The sequence below is a fragment of the Kitasatospora sp. NPDC056327 genome (assembly GCF_042261735.1).
GTDB lineage: Bacteria > Actinomycetota > Actinomycetes > Streptomycetales > Streptomycetaceae > Kitasatospora.
Window position 1 is genome coordinate 1 of the sequence record NZ_JBHJRC010000005.1, and the last position, 20,979, is coordinate 20,979.

Consider the following 20,979-nt stretch of genomic DNA (forward strand, 5'->3'; position numbering starts at 1 on the left):
GGCCGGCGCGGCTCACGGGGAGTCGCGCCGGCCGGTCCGCGTCGTGGCCCCCGCCGGAACGTCCGGGGGCCGAGGGTGTTCGGAAGGAGAGGGTTCAGAAGGTGAGGTTCCAGGCGTCGATCCTGCCCGTGTCACCGGAGGCACCGTCCCTGACGCGCAGCCTCCACGTGCCGTCGGCGGGGCTCGCGGAGGCGTTCACCGTGTAGGTCTTGGCGACGTTGTCGGCACTGTCGCTGTCGACGAAGTCCTCCAGCGGGAAGACCGTTCCGTTCGGCGCGACGAGGGAGAGGACCAGGTCGCCCCGGTAGGTGTGCTTGATGTCGACCCCGACCTTGAGGGCCGCCGGGGCGTTGCCGCCGACGCCGGTGACGGCGATCGGGCTGTCCACCGTCGCGTTGTCGGTGATCGCCACGTCGGCCGTGTTCTCGAAGTACCTGCCGGCCGGCGGGGTGCCGCCGCCGACGGCCTTGAGCGCGTCGACCTGACCCTCGCCGAAGAAGGAGTTGACGGCGGTGGTGCCGGTGCAGCGGCCGTCGGAGGCCGGGCAGGCCACGTCGTTGGCCTGGGCGGCGAGCCGGGCGCGGATGTCGGCCGGGGTGAGCGCCGGGTTGGCGCCGGCGATCAGCGCGGCGACGCCTGCCACGTGCGGGGAGGCCATCGAGGTGCCGCTCTTGGAGCCGTACTTGCCGCCGGGCAGGGTGGAGTAGACACCGGTGGCGCCGTCCCCGCCGGGGGCGGCGACGTCGATGACGGCCCGGCCGAAGTTGGAGTAGGAGGCCTTGCCGGTTCCGCTCGCCATCGCCGAGACGGTCACCACACCGGGCAGTTCGGTCGGGATGTCGAGGCAGGCGTTGGTGATGGTCCGGGTGACCTTGGTCGAGTCGTTGGGGCTGTCGCTGTCGGTGGTCTTGTTGGCGAGGTCGTAGTTGGCGTTGCCGGCCGCCGCGACCTGCAGCGAGCCCTTGCCCTCGGCGTACTCCTGGGCGCGGCGGACGCCCTCGATGATGGCCGCCTGGTCCGCGTTGTCCGGGCAGTTGAACTGCCACGGGTCGGTGTAGTAGCTGTTGTTGGTGACCCTGAAGCCGTGGTCGCCGGCCCAGACGAAGCCGCAGACGGTGTTCTCGGCGAAGAACAGCGTGGTGCTCGGCTCGGCGATCCGGACGGAGGCGATCTTCACGCCGGGGGCGACGCCGACGACGCCCTTGCCGTTCCTGGCGGCGGCGATGGTGCCGGCCACGTGGGTGCCGTGGGTGTCGACGTCGCGCCAGGCGCCGGCCCGGGTGTCGGGCCTGCCGTAGGCGCAGGAGACCGAGTCGGCGGCGTCGAAGTTGGGCGCGAGGTCCTGGTGCTGGTCGTCGACGCCGGTGTCCAGCACGCCGACCTTGACGGTGGGCGAGCCGGTGGAGACGGCCCAGGCCTGGTCGGCCTTGATCTGGGTCATGTCCCAGCGGGTGGTCTCGGTGAGGGTGGTGGCCGACTGGGCGGGGTTGGCCGGCAGGGCCGGGCTGTAGGCGTCGGCCGGGACGTCGGAGGTCCGGGTCGCGCCGACCTGCTGGACGCCGGGCGCGGTGCGCAGCGCGGCGGCGAAGGCAGCCGAGGCGGAGTGGGCGACGACGACGCCGATCGCGTCGTAACTCGCGAAGACGGTACCGCCGTTGGCGGTGACCGCGGACTTGGCGGCGGCGACGTCGGCAGGGGCGCTGATCACCAGGTAGGCACGGGTCCCCGCGGCCCAGCCGGCGGCGGTCTGCGGGGCGGCGGCCGCCGGCCGGGCGGGCGGGGCGGCGACGACGGGGGTGTCCGCGGGGGCCGCGACGGCCGCGGTCGCGGCGGTGGCCAGAGCGGCGGGGGCGGCCAGGGCCGCGGCGGCGAGGAGGGCGAGGGCGGCGGCGGGGCGGCCGGCCCGCCGGGATATCAGGGGTGACACGTGCGTCCTCCGATCAGCCCGTGCTCAAGGAGGGGGATCGCACGGGGTTGAACGCAACATGCCAGAACGGCGAGCGGTTGGGGAAGGCTTTACGCGTGACCCGTTGTCACAAACGTGTCAACACTGGACTTCTCTCGATCGAGATCGACTGTCATCGACCGTTTTCGACCTTTTCCGATCAGGACCCGCAGCCACCCCCCGGACACCCCCGCCAACACCCCCTTCGCCCCCGCCACCCCGACGCCCCGCCGGCGGCGTCAGAACGCGTACGGCCCGAAGCGCCCCCAGGCCACGACCGCCACGAGGGCCAGCAGCAGCACGTTGACCGCGACGCTCCGCCCCTCGCCGCGCCGGCCGTGCACGACGGCAGCACCGGCCATGACGACGGCGAGCCCGGTGGCCGCGACCGGCACCAGACCGGCGGCGATGCCGACGGCGGCCGGCAGGACCAGCCCGATGGCGCCCAGGATCTCCAGCAGGCCGATCGCCTTGATCGCGGCGGGCGGGTAGTTCACCGCCCACGTCCCCGTGGCCTGGACGACCTTCTCCTTGGACTGGAGCAGCTTGGGCGCGCCGGCGGCGAGGAAGAGGGCGGCGAGGATCCCGGCGAGGACCCACAGGAAGACGTTCATGTCACTCCGATGATTGGATTGAAGCTTCAAGTAAAGTACGCCTGCTTAATTGAAGCGTCAAGCGAATCGTCCGGGATCTAGAGTGGTCGCCATGGACAAGGACGAACCGCGCTGGCTCAGTGCATCCGAACTGGAGGCCTGGAAGGCGTTCAGCGCGATGATCATCAAGCTGCCCGCCGCCTTGGACGCCCAACTGCGGGCCGACTCCGACCTCAACCAGTTCGAGTACCTCGTCCTGGCCGGCCTCTCCGACGCACCCGACCGCACCCTGCGCATGAGCGATCTCGCCGTCCTCGCGAACGGCTCGCTCTCCCGGCTGTCCCACGTGGTCAAGCGGCTCGAAGGACAGGGCTACGTCCGCCGCGAACGCTGCCCGGGGGACGGCCGGGCCACCAACGCCGTGCTCACCGAGGACGGCTACCGCAAGCTGGTGGACAGTGCCCCCGGGCACGTGGAGCAGGTGCGGTCGCTGGTCGTGGACCCGCTGGACGAGGAGCAGCTCGAACAGCTGCGCCGGATCTCCCTCCGGATCCTCCAGGCCATGGACCCCGGCCTGACCTGGCCGCCCAGCTGCTGACTCCCGGCCCCGCTCCGCCCCCGGAGGCCCGGCCCGCGCAACGCGTCCGGCCCCGGCCCGCGTCGCGCAGGGCGGCGGGGACCGGGGCCGGGGGCGGGGGCAGAGCCGGCGGAGCGGAGGACACGGAGGACGCGGAGCCGTCCGCTCAGCCGCGCAGGTGGGAGATCAGGACGTCCAGGACGGCCCGGCGCTCCTGCGCCAGGTAGAAGTGGCCGCCGGGGAAGACGTGCAGGTCGAAGGCGTCGGTGGTGTGCGCCGCCCAGTCACCCATCTGCTCGACCGTCACCCGCGGGTCGGCGTCGCCGGTCATGGCGGTCACCGGCACCGTGACGATCTCCTCCGGCTTGGCGAGGTACGTCTCCACGGCCGTGTAGTCACCGCGCAGCGACGGCAGGATCAGGTCCCGCAGCTCCGGGTCGGCCAGCACCCGCTCGTCGGTGCCGCCGAGCCGGGCCACCTCGGCGAGCAGCGCGTCGTCGGGCAGCAGGTGCACCGAGGACTCGCGGGGCTCGGACGGCGCGCGGCAGCCCGAGACGCAGAGCCGGACCGGACCGGTCACGCCGTCGCGCTCGAAGCGGCGCGCCACCTCGAAGGCCACCACCGCGCCCATGCTGTGCCCGAACAGCACGAGCGGCCGGTCGGCCCACGGCCGCAGCGCCGCGTAGGCCCGCTCGGCGAGCGCGGTCAGCGAGTCGAAGGCCGGTTCGTCCAGCCGGTCGAGCCGGCCCGGGTACTGGACGGCGAGCACGTCCGCGTACGGGGAGAGCGCGGCCGACCAGTCCCGGAAGTAGCCGGCGGACCCTCCCGCGTGGGTGAACATCACGACCCGCGCGGACGCGGTGTCGACGGGATGGAATCGGCGGTACCAGAGACTGTCGGTGACGGTGGGGCGGCCGGACATACGGGGGTCTCCCTCGCGGCTGACGGATCGGCAGGATGATCTCTGCACACAGTCTCCCCGGCCGACCCGCACCCGCGTCAACCGTCCCCGGCATCACCGGCGCCCCGACCGCCCCATCGGGTCGCCCGTCGGCCACCGGCGGTCGGCCGTCGGCCATCAGCCGTCCGACGTGCTCCGGCCGAACAGGGCCTCGGCCGCCCGCGACCGGGAGCTCGCGTCCAGCAGCAGGACCGACACCGCCTCCGGCACGGGCGAGGCGGTGGCCCCGCGCACGTGCCCGGAGAGCGCGGCGAGCAGCCGGTCGAGCCCCCGCCGGTGCCGGGCGAAGGCGCGACGCGACGCCGAGCGCCCGCGGGCCCGCTGGCCCGCCAGCGCGGCGGCGGCGCCCACGTCGAGCAGGACCAGGTGCAGCTCCCGCCCCTGCCGGGCGGCCTCCCGGGCGAGCCAGCGCCGCATCCACGCCCGGCTGCCGCAGTCGTGCACCAGCAGCGGCCCGCCCCGGCGCACCGAGCGGCGCAGCAGACGGAAATGCTCCAGCCGCGCCCACGGGCGGTAGACGGCGTACGGCAGCCGGTCCGGCATGACGGCGGCGCACGCCTCGTGCATGGCCCTGGGGTCGACGGTGCCGGCCTGCGGGGCCCGGGCGGACCAGCGGTGCAGCAGGGTGCTCTTGCCGCTTCCGGGCAGCCCGGAGACCACGACGACCGCGTCGGCCGGGTAGCGCACGGCGAACGGTGCGCCGCCCTCGCCGCGCAGGTCCACGGGGCCGCGCGGCTCCAGGACCGCCGCGCCCGCCGGTCCGCCCGCCGGCTCCGGCGGCTCCGGCGGTTCCTCGCCCCGCGGTGCCGTCCCCGCCCCCGCCGTCCGGCCCGCACCCGGCGGGACCGCCCTCGGACCGCCCGTGATCGCCGACCTGTCCATGCTCTTCTCTCATCCCGTGCGTGCCCGACCGGAAACGATAACAATCCACGCGAAACGACCCGCACGCGGTTCCCGACCGGCCCGACTCCCCCCGATCCCCCGGTATCCCCCGGTATCCCCCGGTGGTTCGGGCCGCCGGGGGCCGCCGGAGGCCGTCCCGCGGCCGCTCCTCATGGGTCCCGTCCGAGGTCACCGCAGGGCGGCCCCTCACCCGAACGGGTCGGTCCGCGGGATTCGCCCGGTGCAGCGCCTAGGGTGGTCAGCGCTCGTGATGAACCGTCAATTCCCTTGACAACGGCTGGAGGTGGCATGCCCTAAGGGTCCGGCACCCACGGCGACGGCCGGGGCGTGCGGCCCGGCACGGCGCGCGCCGTCGCGCTCCGACCGCCCGCGCGCACGGCCTCGCGCGCGGCGGTCGTCCGCCGGAACCGCCCGTGGGCACTCGACCCGGCGGGCCGGTCTGCCGATACTCCCGGCGGCACTCCCGCGCCGTCCCCCTGGAGGCACCTTCCGTGACCTGGCTCCGCGTCCTCACCGCCCTGGCCGTCCTGACCGCGGCGGCGGGCCTCGTGGCCGTCTTCGCCCGCTGGACGGACCCGGCGCGGGGAGACCGCGCGGACGGCACCGGCCGCAGGGAACGCACCGGCCACACCGGCCGGGCCGGCCGCAGGGAACACGGCACCCCCGAGGACCGCCTGCGCGCCGAGGCCGAGCGCTCGGGGCTGATCCGGCCCATGGACGACGGGAACTGACGTACCGTCGCCCGATCCGGCCGGCCCGCCCGGCGGCCCGGCCCCCCGGCCCCGCTCCCGGCCAGGGGCTTCACCGTCGACAAGAGGACACGATGTGTCCTATGGTGAACAACGTGTCTAGCGCCCAGTCGCGACGCACACGCCCCCTTCCCCGAACGAAGGAGCCACCCGGCCATGGCCGAGACCATGACCACCGCCAAGGCGGACCTGGTCGACCTCGCACAGCGCAGGATGCACACCGCCATCCCCGACAACGGCTGGACCACCCGCCAGAAGCTCGCCCTGACCTGCCGGATCCTCTTCGACGCCGGCCACGACTCCGGCCTGGCCGGGCAGATCACCGCCCGCGCCGAACGGCCCGGCACCTACTACACCCAGCGGCTCGGGCTGGGCTTCGACGAGATCACCGAGGACAACCTGCTGCTCGTCGACGAGGACTTGGAGGTCCTGGAGGGCGACGGCATGGCGAACCCCGCCAACCGCTTCCACAGCTGGGTCTACCGCGCCCGCCCCGATGTCGGCTGCATCATCCACACCCACCCCGCGCACATCTCGGCCCTGTCGATGCTCGAAACGCCCCTGGTCGTCTCCCACATGGACCTCACCCCGCTCTACGAGGACTGCGCGTTCCTGGAGAACTGGCCCGGCATCCCGGTCGGCAACGAGGAGGGCGAGCTGATCTCGGCCGCACTCGGCGACAAGCGCGCACTGCTCCTCGCGCACCACGGCATGCTGGTGGCCACCGCCGGCATCGAGGAGTCCTGCACCCTCGCCGTGCTGTTCGAGCGGGCCGCCCGGCTCCAGCTGCTCGCCTCCGCCGCGGGCCGGATCCGGGAGATACCCCCGGCGCTCGCCCGCGAGGCCCACGACTGGACCTCCACCCCCAAGCGCAGCCAGGCCAACTTCGGCTACTACGCCCGCCGCGCCCTCCGGGCCGGCCACGGCGACGCGCTCACCTCCAAGACCCTCACCGAAGGCGGTGCCTGACATGGCCGGACCCGTGCTCGAAGGAATCATCGCCTACCCGGTGACCCCGTTCGTCCCCGGCGAGACGGGCGGCGTCGACACCGGCGCGCTCACCGTCCTGATCGACCGCCTGATCGAGGCCGGCTGCCACGCCGTCGCCCCGCTCGGATCCACCGGCGAGAGCGCCTACCTGGACGACCAGGAGTGGTACACCACCGCCGAGGCCTCGCTCGCCGCGGTCGCCGGCCGGGTGCCCGCGGTGGTCGGCGTCGCCGACCTCACCACCCGCAACGCCGTCCGGCGCGCCCGCTTCGCCGAACAGGCGGGCGCGGACGTGGTGATGGTGCTGCCGCAGTCGTACTGGAAGCTCGACGAACGCGAGGTCGTCCGGCACTTCACCGCCGTCGCCGACGCGGTCACCGTCCCGGTGATGATCTACAACAACCCGGCCACCAGCGGGATCGACCTCTCCCCCGAGCTGATGGTCTCGCTCGTCGACCGGGTGGAGAACATCACCATGGTGAAGGAGAGCAGCGGCGACGTGCAGCGGATGCACCGGCTCGCCCAGCTCACCGACGGCGCCCTGCCGTTCTTCAACGGCAGCAACCCGCTCGCCCTGGAGGCCTTCGCCGCCGGCGCGGCCGGCTGGTGCACCGCCGCGCCCTGCCTGATCCCCGGTCCGGTGCTCGCCCTCCACCGCGCCGTCCGCGCGGGCGACCTCGACGCCGCCCGGGAGGTCTTCTACCGCCAGCTCCCCGTCCTGGAGTTCATCCTCCGCGGCGGCCTGCCGACCACCGTCAAGGCAGGCCTGGGCCTGCTCGGCCTCGACGTCGGCACCCCGCGCCACCCGCTCCTCCCCCTCGACGAGCCCGGGACCGCCCGCCTCGCCGCCCTCCTCGCCACCGCCGCCTGACCCGCCCCGGCCCGCGCCGGCCCGACCCGACCCGCCGTGTGCGGCGGTGGCCCCCGCCACCGCCGCACACGGGCCGTCCCGGCCACCGGCGGGCGCGGGGCCGTCCAGGATGGTCCTAGGCTCGGACCCTCCGAGGAGAGGGACGGTGGGACCGGGTGGGCAGGTGGGAGCGGGCGCTGGACGCCGCGGGGGTGCGGGAGGCCGGGCTGCGGGCCGCGTACGGGCGGCAGCGAGACCTGGTGGTCCGGTACCGCCGGGAGATCGCGGCGGCGGCCGGGCTGCTGCTGCCGGAACGGACGGTCCCGCACGTGATCGCCGCCACCGCGTTCATGCACCGCACCGACACCCTGCTCGACAGCGGCCCCGCCGAGGGGCGCCGGAAGGCCGCCGAGCGGTGGCGGGAGGAGGTCACCGGAAGCCTCGCCGCCGGCCGCGCCGAGGACCCGGACCTGCGGCCCCTGCTGCACAGCGCGAACGCCCACCCCGTGCTGCGCGAGCGGGTGCTGGAGTACCTGGCCGCCGCCGACGCGGACCTCGACTTCGCCGGGTTCGGGACCGAGGCGGACTACCAGCGCTACGTGGACGGCTACTCGCTGCCGGGGTTCATGGTGGTCGCGGGGCTGCTCGGGCCGCCCGGCGACCAGCGCGCCTTCCGCACCGCCTGCCGGACCTTCGTCGACGCCAGTCAGCGGCTCGACTTCGTCAACGACCTGGCCGAGGACCTCGCGGCGGGCCGGCTCACGATCCCGGAGCAGTGGCTGGCCCGGCACGGCGTCACCCGCGCCGGGCTGGAGCGGGCCCAAGACGGACCGGCCGTCCGGGCACTGCTCGGCGCGCTGCTGGACGAGGCGGACCGCACGCTGGCCGAGGGACGGACCGTCGTGGACCTGACCCCGCCCGAGCACCGGCCGCTGGTGCGCTGCGTCGTCGGGGTGGAGGCGCTCACCAGCGCCGCCGCGCGCGCCGACCTCGGTGCCCTCCTGCACCGCCCGGCGAGCCCGTCCAGGCCCGCCGCACTGCGCCTGCTCGCCCGCGAGTACCTCCAGGCCCGGCGCTCCCGCGGCTGACGGCACGGGCGGCCCGCCGGCGGGGGCGGGAATCGAATGGCCCGCGGAATCCGGACACCCGTATGATCGCCGCGTGAATCACGAGGTCATCGACGGTATACCTGTTCTCTGGACGTCCGCGCCCGGCCCGCTGGAGGCCGCCCTGGTCTTCGGCTGCGGGGCCCGCGACGAGACGCTGCGCACGCTCGGGGTGACCCACCTGATCGAGCACCTCGCGATGAGCACGCTGCCCCGGCTGCACCACGACCACAACGCCTCCGTGGACCTTGAGGTCACCGAGTTCACCTGCTCCGGGCAGCCCGAACAGGTCGTCGACTTCCTGGCCCGGGTCTGCGCCGCGCTCGGCGCCCTCCCGCTGGACCGGATCGACCGGGAGGCCGGCGTCCTGGAGGCGGAGGACGGCCGGGTCGCCTCCCCGCAGACCGGTGAACTGCTCTCCCACCGCTACGGCGTCAAGGGTCTGGGGCTGGCCTCCTACCGGGGCCCGGGCGCCGACCGGATCCCGGTCGAGGCCGTCGAGGAGGCGCGCGCCCGGTACTTCCACGCGGGCAACGCCGTCCTCGTGCTCACCGGCCCGCCGCCCGCCGGGCTGCGCCTGCCGCTGCCCGCCGGCGAGCGGCCCCGGCACGAGCTGAGCGTGCCCGCCCAGACGACCGGGCCGTCCTGGCGCCCGGAGGACGTGCCCGGCCCCGGCCTCGCCCTGAACACCGGCCTGGCCAACGACGCGCTGAACCTGGCCGTCGACGTGTTCGCGCAGCGCCTGCGCGACAGCGCGCGCCACCAGCAGGGGCTCTCCTACGACGTCGGCAGCGACGTCGCCGACGCCGGGAACGGCCGGGGCGAGCGGACCGTGTACCTCGACGCCCGCGAGGGCCAGGGGCAGAAGGTCGGCGAACTGCTCTGGCAGGAGGCCCTGCGGCTGGCCCGCGACGGGGTCACCGAGGAGGAGCTCGCGGAGGAGCGCGAGGGCCTGCGCGAGGCGTGGACCGACCCGCGCGGCACCGTGCTCGAACTCTGCGCGGCCGCCGCCCGGCTGCTCTTCGACGAGCCGTACCGGGACGTGGACGCCCGTCTGGCGGCCATCGCCGCCGTCACGCCCGAGCAGGCCCGCGCGGCCTTCGCCGAGGCGCTGGAGACCGCCCTGCTGGTGGTGCCCGAGGACTGCGGGATCGCACCGCACCTGCCCGACGGCACGCCCGTGCCGCGGCACCGCTGCAGCGTCCGCACCGGACTGCCCGACGGCGGCCGGGTGTTCCGGCCCTCGCTGGCCGACCGGCTGCGGTACTCCGCCGCCCGCCGGACCCGGCTGGTGGTCGACGACGCCGGGGTGTGGGCGCAGGAGCCCGACGGGGAGATCCACCACGTGCCGTTCGACGAGGTCGTGGCGGTCGAGGTGCGCGGTCCGGGCCGGATCGTCTTCGGGCGCAGCACCTGCTTCGTCCCGGTGGTGCCCGACCTGTTCGCGGACCTCGGACCGGCGGTCCGGGCGATCGACGCCGCCGTTCCGGCGCACCTGATCTACCACGCCTCCGCCCTGCGCTCCGCCGACTGAGCCGGGCGGGGCTCCGGCCGCCGCCCGCCCGGAGCCCCGCCCGTCGGAGGTTCGCCCCGTCGGAGGTTCACCCCCGGCCCTGCCGACCGTTCGGCCCCGGCCCGTCGGCCCGTCGCGCCGACCGGTCGGACCGTCAGCCCCGCCCCGAAGGAACACCGCGCATGCCCACCTACGCCGCCATCACCTCCGCCCCCGCCGAGCAGGTGCTCCCCGCACTCGCCCGCGGCAAGCGGGGCGGCTACCTCTACGCCGGGCCGACCGGCACCGGCCTGCTGTTCGACCCGCCGAAGCCCCGCTTCGGCCGGATCAGCCGCGGCCGGATCATGGACCCGGCCTGGTCGCTCGCCGTCGGGACGAAGACCGCGGTGTGGCTGCTGGAGGACGCCGAGTGGGGCCTGTGCGTCACCGCGTGCTTCCCCGGCGGCGGGTTCGACAACCTGGGCTGGGCCCGGGACTGGACCCCGCCGGCCGATCCGGCCGAGTACGCCGCCCACCGGGCCGACTGGGACGCAGCCTGCGCGAAGCTGGGGGCCAGGGCCGGTCTCGCCGACCCGGCCGCGCTCGCCGCGCTGCGCAACGACCCGGCCCCGGACGGCAGCCGCACCTCCTCGGAGGAGCTGATGGGCCGCCTGTGCGGGCTGGTCGGCGGGCCGCCCGTGGTGATCGGCCAGTCGCTCGGCCTCCAGGCGGGCCCGGCCGGGCGGGACTTCGTCCGTTTCGAGGCCAAGGGGCGCTGAACCGGGCGCCCTCCGGGCCGCGGGCCGGGCCGGGGTCAGGGCAGCGCCGGGACCCGGTCCGCCGGTCCGGCCGGATCGTCGTGGATCACCACGAGGATCGCGGCCGGCCCGGCGCCGGTCGAGCGGCAGCGGTGCGGCAGGGCCGCGTTGAAGTAGACGCTGTCCCCCGGGCCGAGGGCGACCGTCCGCTCCGGGAACTCCAGCTCGGCGGTGCCCTCGTGGACGAAGAGGAACTCCTCGCCCGCGTGGGACTTGAACGGCGCGTCGCCGGACCCGGTGGGCGGGTGCATCATGAACGGCACCATCTGCTTGCCGGTCAGCCCGGTGGCGATGCCCTCGTAGCGCGGGCCGCCGTCACCGCTCCCGGCGGCCATCGGGGTCCGCTCGCCGGCCCGGACCACGGTGACCAGTTCGGGCTCGACCTCGTCCGAGAAGAGCCGGCCGACGTCCACGTTCAGGGCGTGCGCGAGTTTCAGCGCGGTGGAGATCGACGGGTCGCTGAGGCCCCGCTCCACCTTGGACAGATAGCTCTTGGTGACGCCGACCTGCGCGGCCAGTGCCTCCAGGCTGAGCCGGTTCTGCTTCCTCAGCACCCTCACCCGGCTGCTCATCCGCCGCCCCTCACGCCTGTCCCCGCACCTGTAGCGGGACGTTCCGCCCCAGTATCCCAGCCCGCCCCGGTGTCCCGCCCCGGGCGGGTTGTCTTGCCCCGGGAACACCGGGGTGTCAGTGGCCCTCCAGGTCGTCGGGGCGCACCGCGATGTGGTCGGCGCCGAGTTCGACGGCGACCCGGTGCTCCATGCCGAGCGCCTCCAGGAACTTGGCGGGGAGCTGGACGCGGCCGGTGCGGTCGAGCATGACGTACTCGGTCTCGTTGACCGACTCCTCGCCGTGCTCGTCGGTGAGGGTGCGGCGGAGCACCTCGCTGCTGGTGCGGCCGTCCCGGATGGCGACGGTGCGGCGGACCTCGCCGGCCACCATCGGGTCGTGGGTGACGATGACGACGGTGGCGCCGAGGTCGCGGTTGACGGTGCGGAAGGCCTCGAAGATGCTCGCGCCGGTCTCCGAGTCGAGCTCGCCGGTGGGCTCGTCGGCGAGCAGCACCGGCGGGTTGTTGGCCATGGCGACGGCGATCGCGACGCGCTGCTGCTGGCCGCCGGACATCTCGGCGGGGCGCCGGCCGGCGAGCTCGCCGATCTGCAGGGCCTCCAGCAGTTCGGCGACCCGGGCGGCCTGCTGCCGCGACGCACCGCGCGAGCGGCCGCCGCGCAGCTGCATCGGCAGGGCGATGTTCTCGGCGGCGGTGAGGAAGGGCAGCAGGTTGCGGGCGGTCTGCTGCCAGATGAAGCCGACCACCTCGCGGCGGTAGCGCAGCCGCTCGCGGGGGGACATTTCGAGCAGGTCGCAGCCGGCGACGGTGGCGGTGCCGGCGGTGGGCACGTCGAGCCCGGCGAGGATGGTCAGCAGGGTGGACTTGCCGCTGCCGGACGCACCGACGAGCGCGACCAGGTCGCCCTGCCGGATGGTGAGTTCGAGCCCCTGGAGGGCCTGCACCTCGACGCCCTGGGCGCTGAAGATGCGCACCAGCCGGTCGCAGACGATCGCGGCGTCCGCGCCGTGGGCCCGGGGGCCGGCCGCGGCGGCGCGCGCCCGCTCCTGGAGTTCCTGGAAGGTGGGGACCGGGGCGGTCCTCTGGTCCTGGGCGCCGGCGTTCACCGCGGTGCTCCTCTCGTCGGCGTGGTGGGGGTGGTCGCGTCGGGGCCGGGCCGGGGCGGGGCCGTCATCGCTGGTCCCCCGCGCGCAGTTCGGTGGCGATCTGGCGCCGTCCGGCGACCAGCGCCTCGGCGACGACGCCCGCCGAGACGAGCGCGGCGAGACCGGCCGTCTGCAGCAGGACGGGCGGGACGTCGACCGGCAGGCCGCGCGGGATCTCCACGCCGACCAGCACGGACAGGTCGAAGGCCGGGCCGAGCAGGGCGACGGCGCCCAGCGCGGTGAGGCCGCCGCCGATCGCCGCGACCAGGGTCTGCGGCAGGGTCTCGACCAGGATGAGGGCGAGTCCCTGGCGGGGGCGCAGGCCCATGGTGCGCAGCCGGGCGAGCAGGGCGGTGCGTTCGGGGGCTGCGCGGACCAGGGTGAGCAGGACGGCGATCAGGGCGAGGGCGCCCGCGCCGACGACGGCGGTCCAGAACAGCCGGGCCGCCGAGGTCTGGAGCGGGTCGTCGCCGAGTTCGGCGGTGACGCCGGCGCTGGTCCGCACGCTGTAGCCGGCCGGCAGCTCCTCCTGACCCGCGCCGCCGCCGCCGTCGACCCGGGCGGTGCGCTGCGCGCCGGTGGCGATCCGTTCGCGCACCAGCTTCCGCAGCTCGCCCTCGTCGACGGAGCCGGTGGCCAGCCAGAGGTTGGCCCGGCCGAGTTCGGGGGCGACGGCGACGGCCGGGCCGGCCGGCAGGACGACGAACAGCCGGCCCTCGCCCTGGAGGGCGGGGGTGCCGTCGACGGTGGCGGCGGTCCTGGTGAGCAGTTCGCCGCCGTTCGGCAGCCGGAGGCGGTGGGTGGCCGTCGGGCCGAGCCGCTGGGCGAGCGCGGTGGAGACGAGGGCGGGGACCGGCGCGTCCGGGCCGCCGGTGCCGCCGGACAGCGCGGCCGGGTCGAAGGCGCCGAGGCCGAGGGAGCGGGAGATCTCGGCGTAGGCGGCCGGGTCGGCCACCACGGCGAAGACGCGGACGGCGCCGCTGTCGCCGAGCACGAACACCTCGGTGTCGGCCCAGAGCGGCGCGGAGGCCCGGATCCCGGGCAGGGCGGCCGCGGCCTCGGCGAAGGCGGGCGGGACGGTGACGCCGATCGGGACGACCACGGAGGCGTCGCCGCCGATGCCGATCCGGGCGGCGTGGGCGCGCGAGGAGTCGACGGCGTTCAGCACGGTGGCGCCGAAGCCCGCGGTGGTGACGGCGAGCAGCAGGGCGAGCAGCGGCAGTACGGAGGGGCGCCGGTCGCCGGTGCCGCGGGCCGCGCGGGCCAGGCCGAGGAAGCCGACGGCGCCGGGGCGTCCGGCGGCGACCCGGCCGAGCGCGCCGACCAGCAGCGGCTGGAGCCGGGCGAGCAGCAGGCCCCCGGTGAGGGCGAGCAGCAGCGGCGCGACGATCAGCAGCGGGTCGGCGTCGGCCCCGGTGGTGGCGACGCCGCGCCGGCGGACCACCGCGACGGCGGCGACGGTCAGGGCCAGGACGGCGAGTTCGGCGACCAGGCGGCGCCGGGCGGCGCCTGGCCGGGGCCGGGACCAGAGCAGCGCGGCGCGCAGCGGGAGGGCGAGCAGGCTGAACACGGCGACGGCGGAGGCGGCCAGGAGGGCGGCGCCCCAGCGGGGTGTGGGCAGCAGCAGGAGGGCGAGCGCGGTGGCGGCGACGGCGGCGGGCAGGACGGTCACGGCGTTCTCGCCGAGCAGCCGCCGCACGACGCCGGCGCGGGAGCCGCCGCGGGCCTGGAGCAGCCGCAGTTCGGCGAGGCGCCGGTCGCCGGTGAGGGCGGCGGCGAGGCAGAGCACGACCATGCCGACGCCGGCGAGGCCGGCCGGGCCGATCCCGGCCAGCGGCGCGGCGGCCCGCTGCCGGTCGGTGGCCTGGGTCAGCAGCGAGGGCAGCGGGGAGGTGATCCGCAGGCCGGCGCGCGCGGTGGTGTTGGCCAGCTCGTTGGCGGTGGGTCCGGTGAGGTAGGAGTTGAGTTCGGCGTCGATCTCGTGGAGCCGGTCGGCGCGCAGGCCGTCGACGTCGACGGGCAGCCGCCAGAAGTCCTGTGCGCCGGGCTGCCAGGCCCGCACCCGGTCGAGGGCGGAGCCGTCGACGAGTCCGGCGGTGTGCCAGTAGGCGGCGGGCAGTTTGCCGCTGGTGAAGTTGAGGCAGGCCCGGTTGGGGCAGGGCAGCTCGGTCCAGAAGGGGTCGTTCTGGTCGGTGACGTCGAGGATGCCGACCACCTCGACCCGGGGGGCGTCCTCGTCGACCGCGATCGAGCCGGTGTGCAGGACGGCGCCGAGGCGGATGCCCATGGTCTCGGCGGCGGCGCGGCCGAGCGCGACGGGGACGGGCCCGCCCGGGGCGGGGGTGCCCGGCCAGCGGCCCTCGGCGAGGGTCACGTGGTCGCGCAGGCCCTGCACGTAGAGCAGGGCCATCGTCGGGTCGGCGTCGTCGGGCCGGGCGAGGCCGGGGTCGGTGAGGGTGCGGGCCTTGCCGCTGCGGGTGCCGTGGACGATGCCGCCGGGGCCGACGCCGAGGATGCCGGCGTGCGCGGCGAGCCGCTCGGCGTCCTTGTCGAGGCGGGCGACGGCGTCGCCCGGGTCCCCGGTGTCGCCGGCCCGGCCGCGGGCGTCGACGCCCTGGTCGGAGCTGGCGAGGATGCTGGTCGCGGCCGGGCCCCGGTCGCGGAGGAACTCGCGCAGGCCCTGGTCGGCGGTCCGGTCGAGGAGGCGCGGGAAGGCGGCCGCCAGGAAGACGGTGCCGAACGCGAGGGCGGCGGTGAGCAGCGCGGCGAGCGGGGCCGCGCGCAGCCGGGTGCGCACCCAGGCCGCCGGGCGGTGGGCGGCCTGCGGTCCGGCGTCCGCGGGCCGGGCGGCCTCGGTGGCGGCCGGGCTGGTCACATCTCCTCCAGGTACCGCAGTCGCTGGGCCACGTCGCGCCGGCGGCGGCCGCCGAGCAGGGCCGAGATCAGGGGGACGGCGGCGATCGCGGCGGCGAGCAGCACGGCGGTGCCGAGCGGCAGGTCGACGAGGGCCTCCGGGACGGGACGGCGGGCGGCCGGGGTGAGCACCACGAGGGGCACGATCAGCCGGACGATCAGGGCGCCGAGGCCGAGGCCGACCAGGCTGCCGAGGCCGACCAGGAGGGCCTGTTCGGCGGCCGCGGTGCGGACGAGCCTGCGCCGGGGGGTGCCGAGGGCGACCAGCAGCGCGGAGTCGCGGGCCCGTTCGCCGGCCGCGGCGGCCGAGGCGGCGCCGAAGCCGATGGCGGCGAGCACGGTGGTGACGACGGCGATGCCGGCGAGCGCGTTCTGCGGGGCGGCGCTGAGCGGGTCGCCGAGCAGGTCGGCGGCGACCTCGTCGCGGAGCTGGAGTCCGGGTGTGCCGGGCGCCGCGCGCAGGGCGGCGGCGGCCTCGGCGGGGGTGCGGTCGTCGGGGCCGGTGGCGGGGAGCCACCACTCGGTGGGGATCGGGGTCTCGCGGCCGGCGGCGGCGAGGGCCCGGCCGGCGGTGCCGAGGTCGACCAGCAGGGCGGTGCCGCCGGCGACGGGCAGCGACTCGACGGCGCCGGTGATCCGCACCTGCACGGTGGCGAGGCCGAAGGGGACCCGGACGGTGGATCCGACCGTGGCGCCGGTGGCGGCCAGGTAGCCGTGGGTGGCGACGCCGGGGATCTCGGCGGGCGGGCGGGTGGCGGCCGGGACGATGACGGAGCGCCGGTCGCCGAGGCTGTTGGAGGCGGGCCTGAAGCGGGCGCTGAGGAGCCGGCGCTCGTCGGAGGGCTCGGCGGCGACGGTGATCGGGGTGTCGCGGGTGCCGCCGTCGCCGGTGTTGGCCCAGGCCAGGCCGGCCGGGACGGCGGCCGGCACGGCGGGTCCGGCCGGGGAGTCGGCGGCGGCGAGCCCGCGGACGGTCAGTTCGCCGCCGTCGGTGGCGCCGTAGGAGAGGGTGAGGCCGATGACGGTCAGCGGTGCGGAGACCGTGCTGAGGCCGCCGTCGGTGAGTGCGGTGAGGTCGGCGACGGCGCGGCCGGTGCCGGTGGCGGGCATCCCCTTGAGCGGGAGGACGAAGGAGACGTCGTGGCGGTCGCGCACCAGCAGCCAGGCCTCCGGGGCCCTGGGCGCCGGTGCGAGGTCCTCGCCGGGTTCGGGCCGGCGGGGGTCCGGGGTGAAGGTGACGTCGGCCTCGATGCGGCGCGGCACGCCGGGCAGCGGGATCCCGGCCGCCGCTCCGGCGGGGGCGCCGACGGCGAGCGGGGTGAAGAGGCCCTTCGGGTCCTGTCCGTCGAGCAGGTCGGCGCGGACCGGGACGCGCTCGGCGAAGGCGGTGGCGTTCAGGGCGAGGATCTGGCCGTGGCCGTCCGCGCTGTCGGGCAGGGACTGCTCCTGGCGGCTGACCGGCACGATCCGGTCGCCGCCGGGCAGCGCGGTGAAGCGGCTGCCCTGGCCGAGCGGGTCGGTGTGGGCGCCGTGGATGCGCAGGCCGCCGGCGGTCGCGAAGGAGGCCTGGTCCTGCTGGGAGGTGTTCCAGGTGTCGTGCTGGCCGAGTGCCAGGACGCCGGTGGAGACGCCGAGCACCAGGAGCAGCACCGGTCCGGCGGCCTGGCCGGGGCGGCGGGCGAGCTGCCAGCCGACGAGGGCGGGGCCGAGGCCGCGGCCGCGGGCGGCGATCCGGGCGCCGAGGCGGGCGGCGACCGGGAGGAGGCGCAGGGCGAGCAGGGTTCCGGCGCCCAGGGCCAGGGTGGGGGTGGCGATCAGGATCGGGTCGAGGCCGAGGCGGCCGTTCGCGTCGGGCGACAGCCCGCCGCTGTACTGGGAGAGTTGCTGGTAGGCGAGGACGGCCAGGGCGAGCAGGGCGAGGTCGGCGCCGGAGCGGGCGGCGCCCGCGGCCAGGGCCTGGCGGCGGCCGGCCCGGCGCAGGACGGCGGCGCCCGCGCCGCGCAGCAGGGCGGGGACGGCGGCGAGCAGGACGCAGCCGAGGGCGCATGCGACGGCGACGGGCCACAGGGTCCAGCGCAGCGAGGTGTCCAGCGGCACGTGGCGCAGCGGGCCGAAGCCGCCGAGGGCGCTCAGCAGCGGCGGGGTGAGCAGCGGGGCGAGCAGGGCGGCGGGTGCCGCGAGCAGGAGGGCCTCGGTGGCGCTGAAGCCGCCGAGCCGCAGCCCGGAGGCGCCGCGGGCGGCGAGCAGGGCGTTCTCGGCCTGCTGACGGCCGGCGATGAGGTGGACGACCAGCAGCAGGGCGGCGGCGGCGAGCACGATCAGCTGCAGGGCGCCGATCAGCAGGGTGGAGCGGGCGACCATCGCGCCGGAGTCCAGTTCCCGCAGCAGTTCGGGCAGTTCGGTGCGGACGACCAGCCCGGCGTTCCGGTCGATCTCGTTGCCGGCCGGGGCGATCCGGTCGCGCAGGGCCTCGACGGCGGGGGCGCCGACGCCGGCGAAGTCGGCCTCCAGCAGCCAGGTGCGGCCGTTCTGCGGGATGCCGGCGGCGGTGAAGGCTGCCTCGTCGACCATCAGCGGGCCGTAGGTGGTGAAGCCGCCGGTCAGGACCTCGCGGCCCTGCAGCGGGTCGATCCGCCAGTAGAGGTCGGCGGGGTCGTTGGCGCGGTAGACGCCGGTGATCCGCACGGTGAGCGGGGCGCCGCCGTAGCGGTCGGCGAGCCGGACCTCGGTGGGCAGGGCGTCGGCGGCGAGGCCGAGGCGGGAGAGCACGGACTGCGGGACGGCCGCCTCGACGGGGCCGGGCGCCGCGGAGGCGGCGGCGGGCCAGCTGCCGGCGAGCAGGCCGACGTACTTGCGGTCGAGGGCGGCGAGGAGGGTGAGGTCGTCCTCCTTCTCCTTGGCCGCACCGGACCGCGGGGCAGTGGTGCTGCCCGGCTGCTTGTCCGCCGGGGCAGTGCCTGCGCCGGCCGGCAGGCCGTAGGAACGGCTGCGGGTCAGGCCGAGGGTCGTCGTCGGCAGGTCGCCGAAGAGGGTGCGGGCGTAGTCGCCGACCGCCGCGTCGTCCTTGGCCCGCCGGTCCAGCCCGTGCTCGGAGTTGACCACCACGGTGGTCCTCGGGTGCCCCCGGCCCTGGAGGGCCTGACGCTGCCCGATCTCGCCGACGGTGTGCTGGAAGGCGACCAGCGCCGTGAGCACCGCCGTCGTGATCAGTACGGTGAGCAGGGCGGCGGCGGCCAGGGGCAGTCGCCCGCGCAGACGGCGCACGACGAAGCCGAGCATCCCGATCCTCCCCCGGTCCTCGTGTGATGTCCGCGCCGCGCCGCCCGGACCGGGCAGGCGCCTCCCACTGCGCGGACGGGCGCTCCTGGGTGCGCCGGCAGTGATCACCGGTGCTTGATCACCGGATAGCGGACGATGCTGTCAGATCCGGTCAAGGAAAGGAAGGGACTTGCGCGAATCATGCAGGTGATGAGCAAATGCTGCGAACCGCTGCCCGCCGTGCCCGACGGGACGTCAGCCCGGCGGGCTTCGCGCAGCCATGAACACCTCATGTGGAACACCTAGGGGACGCCGTATGACGCAGCAACCGGCCGGCACCGTGACCGCTCCCATGGTGGCCGTCGACGAGGTCCACCGCAGCTTCGGGACAGGCGAGCGCACCGTGCACGCCCTGCGCGGCGTCTCCTTCACCATAGGCAGGGGCGAACTCACCGCCCTCAAGGGCCGTTCCGGCTCCGGCAAGACCACCCTGCTCAACCTGGTCGGCGGTCTCGACAGCCCGACCGGCGGCACCATCACCCTGGACGGCACCGACCTCGGCGGCCTGGACGAGGAGGGGCGGCTCGCGCTGCGCCGGGACCGGCTGGGCTTCGTCTTCCAGTCCTTCGGCCTGCTGCCGGTGCTCACCGCCGCCGAGAACGTCGGGGTCCCGATGCGGCTGCGCAAGGTGCCGGCCGCCCAGCGCGAGGAGCGCGCCCACACCCTGCTGGCGCTGGTCGGGCTCGCCGACCACGCCAACCAGCGGCCCGGCGAGCTGTCCGGCGGCCAGCAGCAGCGGGTCGCCATCGCCCGGGCGCTGGCCAACGAGCCCGACCTCATCATCGCGGACGAGCCGACCGGCCAGCTGGACTCGGAGACCGGCCGCTCCATCATGGAACTGCTGCGCGCGGTGGTGCGCAGCGAGGGCGTCACCGTGCTGGTCGCCACCCACGACCCGAACCTGATGGAGCTCGCGGACCGGGTGGTCGAGCTGCGCGACGGCCGGGTCGTCGAGGAGGCGCTCGCCGGGTGACCCCGGCGGGCCGGGGCCGCCCGACACCCGGCGGGCCACCGCCCTTCCCTCCGCGGGCCAGCAGGCGCACCGCCCAACGGATCTGACGGATCCTCAGCCATGCGGCCGGCCCGCGGCGGCCGTTCCGGCTGGCCGAATCCGGACGGGTCCCGTTCCGATTTCCCGCTTCGTAAAGAGCCGGTCACGTCGAACCCGCGCGGAGCCGTCGGGGGTGAAGGCCGGGTGAAGGATCTGTCGGCAGCGGCAGGGGGCATCGAGCTGCTCCCTTCATGAACACGGCGGCGGGCCGCGCTCCCGCCGCGCCCCGCCGCCCGCGGTCGCACGGGCCCCGCACGCCGGCGCCGCCGGGGCATCCGCATGCGGACGAACCGGGCATCACGGCGCCCCGGCACGGCGCGGCCGACGCCGCCGCGCGGAGCGACTTACCGGCCAATGTGGATCCGGGACCCTCTCGGCGGCGCGGACGGCGATCTAGACTCGGCGACGCGGTGGCGCCCGGCCGTGATCGATCCGATCCGGCCCGTGCGCCCACGGGGGACCGGCCACACCCGCAACATCCGTCGGGGCACACGTGTGCCCCGGCACTCATGTCGCACCTCTGCCCGGCACGTCCTTCACGCCAAGGGAGCCAGTCATGCCCGACATGTCCAACGGCCTCGGTCTCGACCTCCAGGACCTCGACCTGAGCGAGCTGACCGTCACCGCACTGCGCGACACCGTCGCACTGCCGGAGAACGGCGCGTCCCACGGCTCGTGTTCCTGCCAGGGCTCGTCGTCATGCGTCCAGCCCAACCTGGCCGCCACCGACCTGGTCTGACGTTCCGTCAGCCCAGTCCCTTCGACCCACTCAGGGAGACCATCATGTCCGACCGCATTCAGGACGACCTGCTGCTCGACGACCTCGACCTGGGCGAGCTGACCGTCACCGCGCTGCGGGACAGCATCGCGCTGCCCGAGGGCGGGGCCTCCAGCAACCCGGCCTCCTCGTCCTGCCACTCCTCCTCCAACTCCAGCATCATCCACCCGCCGACCACGCGCTGGTGAATGACGCCCAGAGGCACTGAGCGGTAACGAA

Annotated in this window: 18 protein-coding genes; 10 read left to right on the forward strand and 8 right to left on the reverse strand. The window is 75.8% G+C overall.

Annotated features, from left to right (window positions below; all coding sequences use genetic code 11):
* Window positions 1-94 precede the first annotated feature (94 nt).
* Both ACFCX4_RS01375 and ACFCX4_RS01380 read right to left on the reverse strand, forming a co-directional pair.
* Complete coding sequence (locus ACFCX4_RS01375) at window positions 95-1,918, reverse strand: S8 family serine peptidase (RefSeq protein WP_376137987.1); 1,824 nt, start codon at window positions 1,916-1,918, stop codon at window positions 95-97.
* A 266-nt stretch (window positions 1,919-2,184) separates the two neighbouring features.
* Window positions 2,185-2,559 (reverse strand): DoxX family protein, encoded by a 375-nt coding sequence (locus ACFCX4_RS01380; protein WP_376137856.1) that lies wholly within the window; start codon window positions 2,557-2,559, stop codon window positions 2,185-2,187.
* Window positions 2,560-2,650: 91 nt separating this feature from the next.
* On the opposite strand from ACFCX4_RS01380, the gene ACFCX4_RS01385 reads away from it, so the two are divergent.
* Window positions 2,651-3,136 carry a MarR family winged helix-turn-helix transcriptional regulator gene (locus ACFCX4_RS01385; protein WP_376137858.1) on the forward strand — a complete coding sequence of 162 codons (486 nt, stop codon included), beginning with the start codon at window positions 2,651-2,653 and terminating at the stop codon, window positions 3,134-3,136.
* Between the two features lie 145 nt (window positions 3,137-3,281).
* Here the strand turns inward: ACFCX4_RS01385 and ACFCX4_RS01390 are convergent, their stop codons facing one another.
* Together ACFCX4_RS01390 and ACFCX4_RS01395 are read right to left on the reverse strand one after the other, a co-directional pair.
* Window positions 3,282-4,037 (reverse strand): thioesterase II family protein, encoded by a 756-nt coding sequence (locus ACFCX4_RS01390; RefSeq protein ID WP_376137860.1) that lies wholly within the window; start codon window positions 4,035-4,037, stop codon window positions 3,282-3,284.
* A gap of 156 nt (window positions 4,038-4,193) precedes the next feature.
* Window positions 4,194-4,958, reverse strand: coding sequence for an AAA family ATPase (locus ACFCX4_RS01395; RefSeq protein WP_376137862.1), 765 nt, complete (start codon window positions 4,956-4,958; stop codon window positions 4,194-4,196).
* Window positions 4,959-5,470: 512 nt separating this feature from the next.
* Between ACFCX4_RS01395 and ACFCX4_RS01400 the strand changes: the two genes are divergently transcribed.
* The 6 genes from ACFCX4_RS01400 (at window position 5,471) to ACFCX4_RS01425 (ending at window position 10,945) form a co-directional block, all read left to right on the forward strand.
* A complete protein-coding gene (locus tag ACFCX4_RS01400; RefSeq protein WP_376137863.1) occupies window positions 5,471-5,710 on the forward strand; it encodes a hypothetical protein in 240 nt (79 codons plus the stop codon).
* Between the two features lie 174 nt (window positions 5,711-5,884).
* Window positions 5,885-6,697, forward strand: coding sequence for an aldolase (locus ACFCX4_RS01405; protein ID WP_376137865.1), 813 nt, complete (start codon window positions 5,885-5,887; stop codon window positions 6,695-6,697).
* A gap of 1 nt (window position 6,698) precedes the next feature.
* A complete protein-coding gene (locus ACFCX4_RS01410) occupies window positions 6,699-7,589 on the forward strand; it encodes a dihydrodipicolinate synthase family protein (RefSeq protein WP_376137867.1) in 891 nt (296 codons plus the stop codon).
* 155 nt (window positions 7,590-7,744) lie between these two features.
* Window positions 7,745-8,656 (forward strand): squalene/phytoene synthase family protein, encoded by a 912-nt coding sequence (locus ACFCX4_RS01415; RefSeq protein ID WP_376137869.1) that lies wholly within the window; start codon window positions 7,745-7,747, stop codon window positions 8,654-8,656.
* A 73-nt stretch (window positions 8,657-8,729) separates the two neighbouring features.
* Window positions 8,730-10,208, forward strand: coding sequence for an insulinase family protein (locus ACFCX4_RS01420; RefSeq protein WP_376137871.1), 1,479 nt, complete (start codon window positions 8,730-8,732; stop codon window positions 10,206-10,208).
* A gap of 161 nt (window positions 10,209-10,369) precedes the next feature.
* Window positions 10,370-10,945 (forward strand): hypothetical protein, encoded by a 576-nt coding sequence (locus ACFCX4_RS01425; protein ID WP_376137873.1) that lies wholly within the window; start codon window positions 10,370-10,372, stop codon window positions 10,943-10,945.
* Window positions 10,946-10,980: 35 nt separating this feature from the next.
* Here ACFCX4_RS01425 and ACFCX4_RS01430 read toward each other — a convergent pair whose 3' ends face one another.
* The 4 genes from ACFCX4_RS01430 to ACFCX4_RS01445 form a co-directional block, all read right to left on the reverse strand.
* Complete coding sequence (locus ACFCX4_RS01430) at window positions 10,981-11,556, reverse strand: helix-turn-helix domain-containing protein (RefSeq protein ID WP_376137875.1); 576 nt, start codon at window positions 11,554-11,556, stop codon at window positions 10,981-10,983.
* Between the two features lie 115 nt (window positions 11,557-11,671).
* Complete coding sequence (locus ACFCX4_RS01435; RefSeq protein WP_376137877.1) at window positions 11,672-12,661, reverse strand: ABC transporter ATP-binding protein; 990 nt, start codon at window positions 12,659-12,661, stop codon at window positions 11,672-11,674.
* 64 nt (window positions 12,662-12,725) lie between these two features.
* Window positions 12,726-15,575 carry an FtsX-like permease family protein gene (locus ACFCX4_RS01440; RefSeq protein WP_376137879.1) on the reverse strand — a complete coding sequence of 950 codons (2,850 nt, stop codon included), beginning with the start codon at window positions 15,573-15,575 and terminating at the stop codon, window positions 12,726-12,728.
* Window positions 15,572-18,892, reverse strand: coding sequence for an FtsX-like permease family protein (locus ACFCX4_RS01445; RefSeq protein ID WP_376137881.1), 3,321 nt, complete (start codon window positions 18,890-18,892; stop codon window positions 15,572-15,574). Before ACFCX4_RS01445 ends, ACFCX4_RS01440 begins: the two co-directional genes overlap by 4 nt.
* A 295-nt stretch (window positions 18,893-19,187) precedes the next feature.
* Here ACFCX4_RS01445 and ACFCX4_RS01450 point away from each other — a divergent pair, with 295 nt between their 5' ends.
* The 3 genes from ACFCX4_RS01450 to ACFCX4_RS01460 all read left to right on the forward strand — a co-directional run bounded on the left by ACFCX4_RS01450 (window position 19,188) and on the right by ACFCX4_RS01460 (window position 20,948).
* The gene (locus ACFCX4_RS01450) at window positions 19,188-19,904 is read left to right on the forward strand and encodes an ABC transporter ATP-binding protein (protein ID WP_376137883.1); all 717 of its coding nucleotides are present in this window, start codon (window positions 19,188-19,190) and stop codon (window positions 19,902-19,904) included.
* Window positions 19,905-20,538: 634 nt separating this feature from the next.
* Window positions 20,539-20,721, forward strand: a complete 183-nt coding sequence (locus ACFCX4_RS01455; RefSeq protein ID WP_376137885.1) for a thiazolylpeptide-type bacteriocin — start codon at window positions 20,539-20,541, stop codon at window positions 20,719-20,721.
* A gap of 44 nt (window positions 20,722-20,765) precedes the next feature.
* Window positions 20,766-20,948: a thiazolylpeptide-type bacteriocin gene (locus ACFCX4_RS01460; protein ID WP_376137887.1), complete on the forward strand. Its 183-nt coding sequence runs from the start codon at window positions 20,766-20,768 to the stop codon at window positions 20,946-20,948.
* Window positions 20,949-20,979: the final 31 nt, after the last annotated feature.